Origin of the sequence: Pseudomonas sp. EZ-C24 (genome assembly GCF_014525325.1) — a bacterium.
GTDB lineage: Bacteria > Pseudomonadota > Gammaproteobacteria > Pseudomonadales > Pseudomonadaceae > Aquipseudomonas > Aquipseudomonas shirazensis.
This window is the reverse complement of sequence record NZ_JACDIU010000004.1, coordinates 60,936-75,358: the sequence shown is the minus strand read 5'-3', so window position 1 is coordinate 75,358 and position 14,423 is coordinate 60,936. Positions and strand designations below refer to the sequence as shown.

At 62.3% G+C, this 14,423-nt stretch carries 9 protein-coding genes; 6 read left to right on the top strand and 3 right to left on the bottom strand.

Annotated features, from left to right (window positions below; all coding sequences use genetic code 11):
- Positions 1-70 precede the first annotated feature (70 nt).
- The 3 genes from IDM28_RS01710 to IDM28_RS01700 form a co-directional block, all read right to left on the bottom strand.
- Positions 71-895 (bottom strand): Slam-dependent surface lipoprotein, encoded by an 825-nt coding sequence (locus IDM28_RS01710; protein ID WP_150571134.1) that lies wholly within the window; start codon positions 893-895, stop codon positions 71-73.
- Between the two features lie 57 nt (positions 896-952).
- The gene (locus IDM28_RS01705; protein ID WP_188035232.1) at positions 953-4,078 is read right to left on the bottom strand and encodes a TonB-dependent receptor domain-containing protein; all 3,126 of its coding nucleotides are present in this window, start codon (positions 4,076-4,078) and stop codon (positions 953-955) included.
- Between the two features lie 144 nt (positions 4,079-4,222).
- The gene (locus IDM28_RS01700; RefSeq protein WP_101315949.1) at positions 4,223-5,185 is read right to left on the bottom strand and encodes a helix-turn-helix domain-containing protein; all 963 of its coding nucleotides are present in this window, start codon (positions 5,183-5,185) and stop codon (positions 4,223-4,225) included.
- A 220-nt stretch (positions 5,186-5,405) separates the two neighbouring features.
- Here IDM28_RS01700 and IDM28_RS01695 point away from each other — a divergent pair, with 220 nt between their 5' ends.
- The 6 genes from IDM28_RS01695 (at position 5,406) to IDM28_RS01670 (ending at position 14,400) form a co-directional block, all read left to right on the top strand.
- Entirely contained in the window at positions 5,406-6,449 is a 1,044-nt protein-coding gene (locus IDM28_RS01695) for a class I SAM-dependent methyltransferase (RefSeq protein WP_150572877.1), read from the top strand.
- A 4-nt stretch (positions 6,450-6,453) separates the two neighbouring features.
- Positions 6,454-7,734, top strand: coding sequence for an MFS transporter (locus IDM28_RS01690; RefSeq protein WP_188035231.1), 1,281 nt, complete (start codon positions 6,454-6,456; stop codon positions 7,732-7,734).
- Positions 7,731-10,106, top strand: a complete 2,376-nt coding sequence (locus tag IDM28_RS01685) for a thiamine pyrophosphate-binding protein (protein ID WP_188035230.1) — start codon at positions 7,731-7,733, stop codon at positions 10,104-10,106. Before IDM28_RS01690 ends, IDM28_RS01685 begins: the two co-directional genes overlap by 4 nt.
- Complete coding sequence (locus IDM28_RS01680) at positions 10,106-12,625, top strand: aminotransferase class III-fold pyridoxal phosphate-dependent enzyme (RefSeq protein WP_188035229.1); 2,520 nt, start codon at positions 10,106-10,108, stop codon at positions 12,623-12,625. The genes IDM28_RS01685 and IDM28_RS01680 overlap by 1 nt, the downstream gene beginning before the upstream one ends.
- A 178-nt stretch (positions 12,626-12,803) precedes the next feature.
- Complete coding sequence (moeB, locus tag IDM28_RS01675) at positions 12,804-13,979, top strand: molybdopterin-synthase adenylyltransferase MoeB (RefSeq protein ID WP_188035228.1); 1,176 nt, start codon at positions 12,804-12,806, stop codon at positions 13,977-13,979.
- A 10-nt stretch (positions 13,980-13,989) separates the two neighbouring features.
- Positions 13,990-14,400, top strand: a complete 411-nt coding sequence (locus IDM28_RS01670) for a Mov34/MPN/PAD-1 family protein (RefSeq protein ID WP_150571127.1) — start codon at positions 13,990-13,992, stop codon at positions 14,398-14,400.
- Positions 14,401-14,423: the final 23 nt, after the last annotated feature.

Here is a 14,423-nt window from a genome sequence, read left to right as displayed (position 1 = left end):
GATCGATCCAGGGACAGGGACAAAAAAGTGGAGGCAGGCGCCGCAGCGCCCCCTCCGTTACACAGGGGTATTACTGCTTGGCGCCGCCGAAGGCGACTTTGGTGGTGCCGCTGGTGTAGATACCCGCCAGGGCCTCGGCGTTGTTGCCGTAGAACTGGCCTTTGATCTGATTGGAACGAGCGAATGACCCATTGGCTGCGATGGTAGTGCCCGCGAAGTTGATAGATCCTACGCTACCCGCCAGCGTGCCGGAGCCGCTGCCATAGTTGGCGGTCAGCACACCACTGGTCACGCCGGCGGCCGTACCTGGGTTGTACTGGTTGATGCCCACGACGTTGTACTTGGCATTGACCAAGGCCGGCATGCTGGTAGTTGGATTTTCGCCAACGAACCAGACCGTACGGTTGGCATGCGACAGGTTCAGGTCAGTGCTGTTGGTCGGCTGAGCACCGCTCTTGGCTGGCGCCCACTCGCCGAAGTACACCTCGGCACCCGATACCTTGGCGATGACTTCACCGCCGAATTGCGGGAAGCCGGGGGACGGCGCTGCGATCTGGCGATAGGCATAAACCTCGGTATTGTAGGCAGCCTTGTTTTTCCAGGTCTGCGAGGTAATTACGCCTGTACCGGGGTTGGTGATGAGCGCCGAGGTGGTGCCATAGCCGCTGAGAAGCGCATTGGTTTGAGCAATAGGCCCTGCCTTGAAGCTGACAACGGCTGAGGTGTTCGCGGTAGCGCCGGCTACCGTTGGCATAGCGATACCCGCTGTGCCTACTGCCATCAAGTTCGAAGGCAGTGTCTGCACATAAGTCGAAGAGGAACCACCGCTGACCGTAGCGGCAAATGCACCGGAGGTCACCAACGACAACGCTGTCATTACAAATAGTTTTTTCACAACACTCTCCTTGTCATAGTTTATGAACAACGCTGTTTTACAAAAACAGCAAAAAATCTAGAAACGTGCAGTCAGCCCCATCTTGAGCGTGCGCCCGGGCGCTGGCATGACCGTGCGCGCCAACGGGTCAAGATAATATCGATTGGTTATATTGTTGACGCCGAAGTCGACATCAATATTCTTATTGATATGCAGCGTCGCATACGTATCGAATACCCAAATAGGGTGCCACTCGTAAGGCTGATTGATGCCTTTGACCATATCAAGATTCTGCTTGATCCACTTAGCCTCTTCCTTGTTCTTCGCGCTGCTGTGATAGACCATGCGTGCGCCGATCTCCAGGCGCTCATCGAACAGGCGCATGCCGCTGTCCAGGTTCAAAGAATAGTGAGGCTGCAAGCTGGTCCTGGAGAACGTCGTCGGGAAGCCACCGGTTACACACTCCTTGACCCGCCCATAATAGGGATCAACGGTGCTGGCCATGTCTTTGTCGCACAGGCGCTGATCCAGTCGATAGCTGGCACCAAAACTGCTGAAATACTTACCGGTATCAAAGCGTGTTTGCAACTCGATGCCTGACAGCAGCTTTTTTTCATACTGGATAATATTGTAGGAGAAGTCCCTGTCGATATAATCCTTGATCTCACTCTTATAATAATTGATGCGAAAATCCGCGTTCCTCCACTCGGGTACAAACCCTAGCAGGTCCTGAACGTAACCGACTTCCCAGTTATACGCATGTTCTGGACTCGGCTGATTGGATGTGATGCTTGAACGGCTACCCGAGAACGCTTGAGTGTCTTCGTAGATGGTGGGAAAGCGAATGAACTCGACATACCTTGCGTACACCCTGGCACTGTCACTCAGCTTGAGGGTCACCCCTGCCATCGGCGCCCAAGCGCTGTCTCTGCGTTTCTTCGGCTTGGCCCAACGCTCATCCTCGGGTATCTGCTGGTATACCCCACCGCTTGAGGGCGCTTTCAAATAACGGGCAACCGTGCGGCCACTGCCTTGAGCATTGGCTACCTGTTCACTAAAGTTAATGGTGCCGTTGGTGAATGGATTTGCACTGCTGTCCAACCGCGTGCCTTTGAGCGGAACCTGCGCCACCTCGACGGGACCGTAATAAACTCCATCTACAGTAGCATTCGCCAGTTCGCCGGCAACAGCTTCCTCAATTTCAGCTGGGTTGTCCAACCCCCAACTCTCCACCATGTCCCTCACCGAGGCTTCATAATTTTTGGCCTCTTCGTCGCTGAGCAGCTTGACATATCCAAAGTCACGGATGGTCTGATAACTGTTAACACCCCAACCTTCAACTTGCCCTTTGCGATTCTCATCCAGCGTCGTATCGAACGAGTTGTAATCGCTGTAACGCGCCCCCGCCGTAAACGTCAACCACGGCGTTGCAGCCCACTCGTTATTAAAACTAAAGTTATACTGCTCCCGCCTGCCGCCGCGCGGTCCCAAGTAGTTGATGGCGTAGGCAACTACACCACCACTCTCTTGATCGAGATTGTTGCCCTGCTCCAGCTTTTCTTTGCTAAAGTCCCCGGACAGCGTCAGCATCCAACTGTCTGTCAATTGCATTTTATTACCCAGTGTCACCCCCCAACGGTCGTGCTGGGTCACTTGCAGCGCGCGCGAGAACAAGTTGAAGCGCCCGTCGGTATTGGCTAACTTGTCCGGCATGGCGCTATCGCCATTGCAGCCGAACAGGCTGTAGCGACACTGCACATAGTTGTCCCAGGCGGCATCGCCCCTACCGTCAATACCATTGATGGCATATATCTGCTCGCCATTCTGGTAGCGCTTGGAGTCACTCTTGGTCAGCCAGAAACCAGCCTGGAGGTCGACCCAGCGATTATCTTCAGGGCTCCAGCTGTAATTGATTGAAAACGTGTCTTGCTTGACTTCACTGTACGGCAGCTGAAAACCAAAATTGCTGCCACTGGGGACCTGCTTGATGACCTCGTTGATCATGTAAGGGATGGTTTCGCCAAACTCGAGATCGCTGTGCATGTAAGAGAGTTTGATGCGCTGCTCATCAGGCAAGTACAGCGTGCCCTTGAGCAGCGTGGTGCGCATCTCGTTGGACGTGCCCGCTACCTCGCCACCCGGGTTGTAGAAGCTGGCCAGGTAGTTGGCGGAGGTGTCGCCCACTACCGGCGCATTTTCCGCTGTAACGCCCTCATAACCGCTTTCGGATTCGTAACGCTTGCTGCCCTTCTTGCCGCTGAAGTAGTTCCCCTTTTTGCGATAGCTGTAAGCGCCAAGCAGGTCGAAATTGTCCTGGCGGGTCGCTGCGGCAATGCGGTAGGCATTGTCCTCGAAGTCGAAATCATTCGCCCGTGAGTCGGTATGCGGGGTGTAACGGGTGCCGCCGCCATTGGCGAAATAAACGGAAGTGCCGCCGGTATACGCGCCTTCGATATCGCGGTAGTCGCGGCCGAAGCTGCGCATGCCGTCTTCATTGGGCGCTACCGAATTACTGGCGGTTTCGCTCTTGAGCTCGAGTCCATAGGTCTCGCCTGGCCGCACAATATCCTCGGCGTCCAGCGTGCGGATCTCCACCGAGCCACCGATGCCACTCTTGACCCCAGCGGTCAGCGATGGCCCTTTCTCCACCGAGATGCCGCCGATCATGTTCGGATCGACGTAGTTGCGGTTGGAGACCCCTGCCGAGCCCAGCCACACCGAGGTCGATTGCTCGGTACCATCCACGGTAACCGGGATCCGCCCTTCGCCCTGGATGCCGCGAATGTTCGGATCAAGCGCGCCGCTGTTGCGTGACTCGCCGCTGTAGACGCCATTCAAGCCTTTGAACAGGTCACCAACACTGGTGCCCTTGTAGCGCTCGATGTCTTCCTTGCCGACATAAACGTTGGAGACGTCCTTGCGGTAAACGTCGTTCTCGCCCTTCTCGGTCTGGTCCTCCCATTCACCTTTGACCTCCAACGCCTCCAGCACCTGCAGGCCCTGCTGCGAAGTACCTGGCCTGCTCAGCTCATCCTCGAAACCTGCCGGCAGCTCGATCTCGATGGCGCCCATATTCGGCGCGGGCGCCTGAGCTCCTGGGGCGTTTTCCTCGCCCAGTGCTGCTGGGCTGGACAGTGTCAGCAGGATCGACCACGCCAATGGCTTGAGGCGCATTGGCGATGGCGGTGGGGTGAGCAAAGACATGGCGAGACCTGTATTTATCGTGACATGGCAGTTTCATGGCCGCTGACTCGCGGCGCAGTGATACTAACGATAAATGCAAATGAATCTCGTTTAGATTGATATGCGAAAACAACAAAAATCTATGCGCACAGCCCGACCACGTCGCTAGCGCTTCTTGCCGAAAATCGACTTCGGCGCCCGGCCGAAGTAGCGGGTAAAAGCCACGGTGAAATTGTTCGGATATTTGTAGCCCACCTGCCAGGCGGCCTGGGCCACTTGCTGGCCGGACTCGAGCAGGGTCATCGCCTTGCGCATGCGCATGTCCAGGAGCATGCGCGCCGGGGTCGAGTCGAACAGGTGACGAAAACCCTCCTTGAGCTTGTGCTCGTTCATCCCCACCGCCGTGGCCAAGTACTCGACCGTCAGAGGCTGATGCAACTGCTCGCAGAGCAGGTTGCGCGCACGCTCGATGCGCTCGACGTCGCTGCTGCTCAGCGCCGAGCTGATGCTGTCCTGCGGCGCCAGCAGATTGAACTGTTCGGCCAACAGACTCAGCGTATGGATGTGCAGATCAAGGCGGTTGGCCGGGTTCAGCAGGCCTGGCTGCAGGTAGCGCACCAACGCCGCGGCATGCGCCTGCGCGGCTTGCGAGCTTGGGCGAAAGTCGAGGCGATGCAGATGCCCGGTACCCAGCACCTGCGCCGCCCGCTCCTCGCCGACGTACTTGCACAGGGTCTGCTCATCGATCACCAGGCGCAGCTGCGAGGCGGTTTGATTGGCCTGATAGCGGCGCTCGCCGGGGGTCGCCTTGAACGCCGTGATGGTGGTGTGGCCAGCCTCGAAAGCGAGGTGGTTGCCATCCTTGCCAGTGAACCCCGATTTACCCTGCAAGCCAATCGTCACCACCATCACATGGCCGTCATGCGGGCCGCAGGTCTCTTCGATCAAGGGGCGCAGCGGGTGGTAATGCAAGCGCCCCAGTGACAGGCCCCGCTCCAACTGCAACAGCTCGGAGTGGCACTGGCCAAGGTCCTCGCTCAGCTGCATGCGCAGGCGCCCATCAGCCAACACGCTGCGCTCGCGCGCTTGATCCAGACCGAGACGGCAACTCCCTTTCAATGTGCTCATGCTGACTTCCCTGAAGGTCCGCGAGCTCGCGTCGCATAGGAACGGCTCCGACTCGCATACTTATACTGAATGATTCTCATTTAATATATATCACCTTTATCAGTGATTCGGCCATGCCTTGTTTCGTTTCATACAAGCGGCCACTACAGGGAGTTACCGTGCCTCAATCTGCGAAGCCACACTGCTGCCGCGTGCACCTGAGCAACCCAGCGGGTGAACGATGACTTGCAACTACCAGGACCTGCGTAGCAGTCACCCCCTCCAGGCCTGCTGGGACCTGCAACTGGGCGGCCTTGGCGCCGATGCCCTGCGGGTAGCCCTTGAGTACGGCGTGTTCGACCAGTTGCGCCAGTTCACCAGTGCCCGGCACACGGCAGAGGCGCTGGCACTGGACCAGCAAGCCACCAGTTATCTGCTGGAGCTGCTGTGGTGCCAGGGCTTGCTCGAGCGCAACGAGCAGCAGCCTGCGCTGTATCGCAACCTGCCCACCGCCGAACGCCACCTGCGGGCCGAGGCCGACGACTACTGCGGCGATGCCCTGCTGTTCCGCCATCAGGTACTGCGCCAGACCGGCAGCCAGCTCGGCGACTACCTGCGCAACGGTATGGCGACGCCGTCCGCCAGCCCACAGGCGATCGCTCGCAGTTGGGCCAACGCCGCTCGCCTGCAGATCGCTCAGGAGCAACGCGCAGTCACCACCGAGTTGGCCTGCGCGCTGATCGAGCGCCTGCCCGAATGCGCCCAGTTGGAACGTGTGCTCGACCTCGGCGGGGGGCCGGGGCTGGTCGCCATCGCACTCGCCGAACGCTTGCCGAACCTGACCGGAGTGGTCTTCGAGTACCCCGAGGCGGCCGCCGTGGCGGACGACAACATCCAGCGCGCCGGGCTTGGCGAGCGTTTGCAGGCGCTTGGCGGCGACCTCAACGACGACGACATCGGCAGCGGCTTCGACCTGATCTGGTGCTCGTCGGTGCTGCACTTTGTCCACAACCTGCCCGCCATGTTGCGCCGCCTGCACGCCGCCCTGCGCCCCGGCGGGCTGCTGGTGTGCTGCCAGGCCGAGGTGCCCAGCGAGCGCGCTGCGGCAGCGCAGGTCCTGCCGTACTACCTGCACATGCGCCTGCAAGGGCGCCACGTACTGGCCGAGGGTGAAATGGCGCACCTGCTTCAGGGCGCAGGCTTCAGCGCGGTACAGCAACTCAACGGGCTGCGTTTTCCGGTCACCCCGGTGAACGCCGTCATCGCTCGCAGACCTCAGGGATAACGTGATGAATCGCACTCGAATCGCCGGCCTGCAACTGCTGTTTGGCTGGCTCAACCTGGCGCTGGCGGTGCCCAGCATCTACCTGATGTTCGGCATGCCGCTGGTAATGCGCCAGTACGGCTGGAGTGGCACCGAGATCGGCCTGTTTCAACTGGCTGGGCTGCCGGCAGTGTTCAAGTTCCTGCTCGCCGTACCGGTACAGCGGATGCGCCTGGGAAACGGACATTTGGTGCACTGGATGCTGTTGCTCGGCGCCCTGCTGCTGGCCCTGTATTGGCTGATTGGTCGGCATGACCTGATCGAACAGCGTCTGGCGCTGTTCACCATGACCTTCGCCATCAGCATCATCGCCACCTGGATGGACATCCCGCTGAACGCCCTGGCCGTGCAGTGGCTGCCACGCAGCGAACAGCTGCGCGCCGGCAGCATTCGCTCGGCGGCATTGTTCATCGGCGCGATCGTAGGTGGTGGCGCGATGTTGCTGGTTCAGTCCCGGCTGGGCTGGCAGGCGCCGTTTCTGTTGATGGCCGCTGCGTTGGTACTGGGCCTGCTGCCATTGCTGGTCTTGCGCAAACGGGCACAGGCGGCTACCAGCGAACCTGTCGAGCCACCTGGCCTGGTCGCCGAGTGGATGAGTTTCTTCGCTCAGCCCGGTGCACGCCAATGGAGCTGGGTGTTGCTCAGCGCGTTCCCGTTCATCGGCGCCGCCTGGCTGTACCTCAAGCCGTTGATGCTTGATCAGGGCATGGCCATGGAACAGGTAGCTTGGCTGGTTGGAATCGCCGGCGGCGCCACGGGCGCCATATCGAGCCTGCTGTTTGGCCGGCTGATACCGGTGCTTGGCACGGCCCGGGCGATCCTGTGCTACCTGCTCGCCGCCCTGCTGGCGCTGCTGCTGTTGACCGTCAGCGTATGGCTGCGACTGGGGCCTGCCTGGCTGACCGCCAGCGTGCTGCTGCTCGCGGCAAGCATGGGCGCGGTGTCCGCGCTGATGTTCGGCCTGACCCTGTGCTTCAGCCGTCGCGGCAACACTGCCAGCGACTACGGCCTGCAGTCCAGCCTGTTTGTCATCAGCCGTCTGGCTGTGCCGGTTGCCGCCGGGCTGCTGCTTGATCGGCTGGGCCAGCACGGCATGCTGGCCTGCCTCAGCGCAGGTCTGCTGGTGGCGCTGCTGCTGGCCTGGCGGGTGCGTCACAGCATCGCCGGCAGCACCGCCGCTGTGCTGGCGAGCGAGCGTCACACCGCAGCGGGCCTGGCTCGCTGCATCAGCGAGGGCAAAGCATGAAGCAGCAAACCGTCGGCATCTGCCTGGTCAGCGCCGACAGCGCGCTGCGCGACGATGTGCAAGCTGTGCTGGATCGGCTCAACCACTGGCTAGGCCACGAAACTCCCGCCGCCAGCCAGTCATGGCCGGACAACGACCCACAGTGCCTGTACCGGCAGGTCGCCGAGCAGGCTCAGGCGTACGTTCGCGAGCATGCCGAGAGCCATGGCTTGTATCTGGATCTGCAGGTATTCGGCAATGCCGAGGCGGCACGCTCGGCCCTGCACAGCGAGCATGCCAGCGACAGCGATTATGTGCTGTTCGATACGCGCCAGCTGGCGCCGCAACCAGCCAGCGACCCGTTGCTCGAACTGCTCGCAGCCCAGCCCCATGCCAAACGTTCGCCCAGCTCTGCGCTGCTGCTGTGTAACGCAGACGATCTTGGCCACTGGCTCAACCGGCTTGGCGGCAACCGCCTGCTGAGGGTGCCACACGCCGAACAGGCGCTGCGCCGGGCTGATCTGTTGCGGCTGTTTGTCGATCACCTTGAACACGCCTACTTCAACCGCATGCTGGCCCGCACCACACTGCAATCGAATGAACCGGTGGCACTGGCCCGGGATATCCAGCAACGCATGAACGCCCGCTGGGCCGGGCAATGGGACTGCCACTTCTTCACCGGTTCCATGGTTGCAGGCTTCATCGACTCCATGGGCGCGCTGCTCAAGGGTAGTGGCTGCGGTTTCCATACCGCCAGCAACGAGCACGCCCTGGCCGTCAGCGCCATGGCCGGCTGGCAACTGTACCGACGCGCCTACGTGATCGTGATGACCTCGGGGATGCTCGACGAGATGCGCGGCACGCTGGCCAACCTCAAGCGTGCCGGGGCGCCGGGGCTGGTGATCTGCGCGGACTCGGCGGCAAGCGTCTGGTACGCCTTCCAGGGCACTGTGGACAACGACAACGACGGTCATCAGGTGATTGCCGCACGCGGCCTGTGGCAGCGTTTCATCCAGCGCCCGGAGCAATCGCGCAGCTGCGTCGAGGCCGCCTTTGCCGCGCTTGACGGGCAACCCGCGCCGACCTTCCTGTTCGCCACCCAGGCGGTACTCGAATCGCGAGTCGACACCGGCCCACAGCAACACCTGGCAGCTGCTGCAACGCCTGCACAATCGCTTGACCCTGGCCAGCAGGCGGCCCTGGCGCAGGTGCTCGAGGTACTCAACAACGAACCCGCAGGCATCCTCTGGCAGTGCGGCAGGCTGACCGAGTGCGAGCGCCAGCGGGTCATGGCCCTGGCCCAACGCAGTGGCATCGCGCTGGCCGACAGCATCATCGCGCCTGGCAGCGTCACCGCCTATGCCGATCAGGAGCCGGTGCTCAACTATCTTGGTCCGCTGTCGATGTACGGCTTCAGCCGGCGCATCCATGCCTTCCTCGAACAACCCGAGACCGAGCATGGCAAGCCCTGGCTGTTTTTCATCAAAAGCAAGATCGACCAGTCAGCCACGCCCTACTCCGAGGGCCGCCTCAAGCGCCTGTTCCACATCGCTCAGGTCAACCGGCGCCGCGAGCACATTGCGCCTTTCACCGAGCTGGCGGTGGACCTGCCGCTGACCACCCTGCTTGATTATCTGGAACAGCACCTGGCAGTCCCGCCAGCGCTGCTCAAGGCCCGGCGCGAGCGCCTGCAACAGCTGCAACGCACCCGTGAGGCGCTGCCAAGCGACCAGATCGAAACCTTGCCGATGACGCCGAACTTCTTCTTTCACCGGCTTGGCCAGCTGCTGGCCGAACTGATCGAGGCAGACGGTTATCGCTACACCGGCGTGTATGACGTCGGTCGCTGCAGCATCTCGGCGATGCGCAACCTGCCCCGCACCGATGCTGGCTTTTCCGGTTGGTACGGCCGGGCATTGATGGGCGATGCGTTGATGTCGCTACCCTACATCGCCGTCAATAACCGCCAGCACGTGCTCGCCTTCATCGGCGACGGCGCGCGGGCACTGGTGCCGGACATCGAACAGCGCCTGGCAATCTCCTTGGCCGGCAGCGCCGATGGCAGCCAGCGCAACGTCACCGTGATGTACCTGGCCAATGGCGTGCTGTCGATGATCCAGACCTACCTGGATAAACGCTACGCCTGCCACGGCGCCGCTCAGGTCAATGTGCCGGTCGCCGACGGCCCACTCTGGCAGGAGCAGGCTTTCGGCCCTATCAGCGTGTGCCGCGCTCGCCTCCTGCAGTTCTGCCCGACCACCCTGCGCCAGGCCCTCACCACCCCTGGCCGGCTCAACTTCTTCGACGTCTGGCTTGGCCACAATTCGGAGGGCGATGGCTTGAGCCTGGTCTCCGAAACGGCCTGGAGCCGCCTCAACACAGAGACCCTCTGATGAAATTCGGATTCATTGCTCACCCCACCTCCACCGGCCTGCTGCATCAGGTCAAGCTGGTCAACATGCTTGAACGTACCTTGGGCGAACAAGCCTGGGGCTACAGCAGCGCACGCTGGCGCCAGCGCAACCTGGTGCCGTTCGTCGACTTCGGCCGCATCGTCAGCGCCAGCGGTGCCGAGTGCTCGGGGATCCTCCAGTTCATGCCATTGACCGCCGAGCAGATGCTACGCCAGCCCCGCGCCATCGCCGAACGGGTGCTGCAGGGGGTCAATACGCTCAAGGCCGAAGGCGCCGAGCTGGTTGGCCTGGGCGGCTTCACAGCGATTGTCGGCAACCGCGGCGTAGCCACCATGGAGCAGGCCGACGTAGCTGTCACTACCGGTAATTCGCTGACTGCCTACGCCGCCTACATCAATCTGCTGGACAGCCTCGAACTGGTCGGCGTAGCCACCGAGAACGCCGAAGTGGCGATCCTCGGCTACCCCGGTTCGATCGCCCTGGCCGTGGCACGCCTGCTTGCCGAGCAAGGCTGCCGGTTGCGCCTGGTGCACCGCGGTAGCCCGCGCCAGGCACAGGCACAGTTGGAGTTCCTGCCGGCCCGCTACCACGCCCAGGTCAGCCTGCATGACAGCGTCGAAGACTGCTATGCGAATGTGCGTTTCTACGTGGCAGCGACCTCCAGCGGTGGCCTGATCGACCCGCGTCGGCTGCTGCCAGGCTCCGTGGTGATCGATGCCGCACTGCCCAAGGACGTCATGACCGTTGCCCATTCCCGCAGCGACATTCTGCTGGTCGACGGCGGTCTGGTCTCGGCCAGCCAGGCGGTGCATCTAGGCATGCGCACCATGGGCCTTGAGCCCAAACGCAGCATGAACGGCTGCCTGGCCGAAACCATTATCCTTGCCCTCGAAGGCCGCGCCGAAGCGTTCTCGATTGGTCGCGAGCTGCCGGTGGACAAGGTCCTCGAAATCGGCGAGATCGCCGCGCGTCATGGCTTCACGCCTTCGCCGATGGCCAGCGACGGCGAATCCCTCGGCGTCGATGACTTCGCTCGCCTGCGCCGCCACCATCATGGCCAGCGGCCGGTGCGCGCCAGTGACAGCCGCGATGACCCACTGAGCCTGCGCCGGGAAGTGCTCAACAGCTTTGGCGAACACATCAATCCGGTGCTGCGTGAGTTCTATCGGTTCAACCACATCGAACGGGTGTTCAGCCACGGCGAAGGCTGCTGGCTGACCGACCTGGACGGTCGCCGCTACCTGGACTTCGTCGCCGGCTACGGCTGCCTCAATGCGGGACACAACCATCCAGCGATCAGCCAGGCTCTGCAGCGCTATCTGCAAGAGCAGTTCCCAACCTTCATCCAGTACTCGTCGGCGCCGCTGCACACCAGCCTGCTGGCCAAGCGCCTTGCTGAGCTCGCGCCCGGCGATTTGCGCCGGGTGTTTTTCAGCAACTCCGGCACCGAGGCGGTCGAGGCCGCGCTCAAGCTGGCCCTGGCAGCCAGCGACAAGCGCTGCGTGGTGTATTGCGACAACGGCTACCACGGCAAGACCCTCGGCGCGCTGTCAGTGACCGGCCGGGCCAAGCACCGTACGCCGTTCGAACCGTTGTTGCCACGTTGCGACAGCCTGCCGTTCGGTGACCTGCCAGCCCTGCGCGAGCGGCTGGCCAAGGGCGACGTCGCGGCGTTCATCTGTGAGCCGATTCAGGGTGAAGGGGGCGTGATCCTGCCGCCTGAGGGTTATCTGGCCGGGGTGCGTGCACTGTGCGACGAGTTCGACTGCCTGTGGATTCTGGACGAGATCCAGACCGGTCTGGGCCGCACCGGCAAACGTTTCGCCTGCAACTGGGAGGCTACTGCGCCAGACATCATGGTGCTGTCCAAGTCGCTGTCCGGCGGCCTCGTCCCGATCGGCGCGACGTTGGCCAGCGCGGCGGTGTGGCGCCGCGCCTATGGCGACATCGACACCTTCGCCCTGCACACCTCGACCTTCGGCGGCAACAACTTCGCGGCAGCCGCGGCACTGGCGGCGCTGGATGTGCACGAGCAGGAGGACCTCACCGGCAATGCCGCACGGGTCGGCGCGCACCTGCAGCAAGGCTTGCAGCAGGTGGCCGCGCGCTACCCGTTCATCAAGGCGGTGCGCGGCCGCGGGCTGATGCTGGCGATCGAGTTTCACAACGACATGAGCGGCGCCATCGAGGCACTGGTCAGGGAGATGGCAGGGCGGATTCCGGGGCAGCCGGCGGCCACCTACCGCATGCTTTCGAGCAAGGCTCGCCAGCATCTGCAGGCGGCCATGGTCGAGCTCGAGCAGAGCCTGGAAGACATGTTCGTACTGCGCCTGATGACCAAGCTCTCAGAGGAACACGGCATCCTCACCTTCGTCACCGCCAACAACAACCGGGTGATGCGCATCCAGCCTCCGCTGGTATTGAGCATGGCTGAAGCAGAGGGTTTCCTGCAGGCGTTTGCCAGCAGCTGCGCCGACCTGGCGACCTTCGAGTCCTGAATCAGGCGCGGCGGCCGCAGTGCACAGCAAATGCGCAGGCGGCCGCCGCAGCGCTTCAGCACTCTGCATAGGTTTTTCACCCAGGCTCATACAAAAGCCCTCCTTGAGTGGATTGAATCCACCCCCGGCACAATTGAAAATGGTTCCAGTTCGTATCTACTGAATGGAAGAAAGCGATATGACCACCCTACCGCCGCTGGTCGAGCCCGGTGCCGAGCTCACGCGTGAAGAAATCAACCGCTACAGCCGTCATCTGCTGATCCCCAACCTCGGAGTGATCGGCCAGCGCCGCTTGAAAAACGCCAAGGTGCTGGTGATCGGTGCCGGCGGCCTGGGCTCGCCGACTCTGCTCTATCTGGCTGCTGCCGGCATTGGCACCCTGGGCGTGATCGATTTCGACCGGGTCGACGAATCCAACCTGCAACGCCAGGTGATTCACACCGTCGACAGCATCGGCGAGCTCAAGGTCGAGAGCGCCCGCCAGGCGATTGCCCGGCTCAACCCGCTGGTCAAGGTCATTGCCCACAATGACCGGCTCGAACCTGAGATGGCCGTCGAGTTGTTCTCGCGCTATGACCTGATCCTCGATGGTACCGACAACTTCGCCACGCGCTATCTGGTCAACGATGCCTGCATCCTGGCCAACAAACCCTACGTATGGGGTTCGATATTCCGCTTCGAAGGCCAGGCCTCGGTGTTCTGGGAGGATGCCCCGGACGGCCGTGGGCTCAACTACCGCGACCTGTATCCAGCGCCTCCACCGCCCGAGCTGGCACCTTCCTGCGCCGAAGGCGGCGTGCTCGGCGTGCTCTGCGCAGCCATCGCGTCAATCATGAGTACTGAGGCGATCAAGCTGCTGACCGGTATCGGCGAGCCGCTGCTGGGCCGCCTGATGGTCTACGACGCGCTGGAGATGAGCTATCGCGAACTGCGCATCCGACCGCTGCGTGATCGCCAGGCGGTCACCGCCCTGAGCGACTACCAGGCGTTCTGTGGTCTTGGTCAGGCAAAGCCTGATCACGACTACAGCGTGCCGCTGATCAGCAGCCTGCAACTGAAGTCGCTCAAGGACGCCGGCAAGGCACCGGTGATCATCGACGTGCGCGAACAGACCGAGTGGGACATCGTACACATCGACGGCGCCCTGCTGATGCCCAAGACCGCCGAATTGGCCGCACAGATCGTCGAGCGTTTTGGCCGCGACACTGACCTGGTGGTCACCTGCAAATCGGGGGTGCGCTCGCAGGCGGTGACCAGTGACCTACGCAAGCTGGGGCTGGACAAGGTGCGCAATCTAGACGGTGGCGTACTGGCCTGGGTGCGCGAAGTCGACCCGGCGCTGCCGAGCTACTGAGGGCGCAGCCATGCCACTGTGCATTACCCGCGAGGCGTTGGAGCAGATCCGCCGCCACGCCGCAGCCGAACACCCGCTCGAGGCTTGCGGCCTGGTCGCTGCCGCCAGCGGCTCGGCGCTGGCCCATCGCGTTGTCGCGATGCGCAATCAGGCGGCCTCGCCGACCTGGTTCAGCTTCGACTCGCGCGAGCAACTGCGGGTCTGGAGCGAACTCGACGAGCGTGATGAGGAATGCCGGGTGATCTACCACTCGCACACGGCCAGCGAAGCCTGGCCGAGCCGCGATGACATCGCCCACGCCAGCGACCCTGAGCTGCACTACCTGATCGTCTCGACCTGGCCCGCAGCCAGGCACGCACTGCGCAGCTTTCGCATCGTCGCCGGGCGGGTTTTCGAAGAACACCTGGCCATCCAGGAATGAACCCGGTCAGCCACACATGGCTG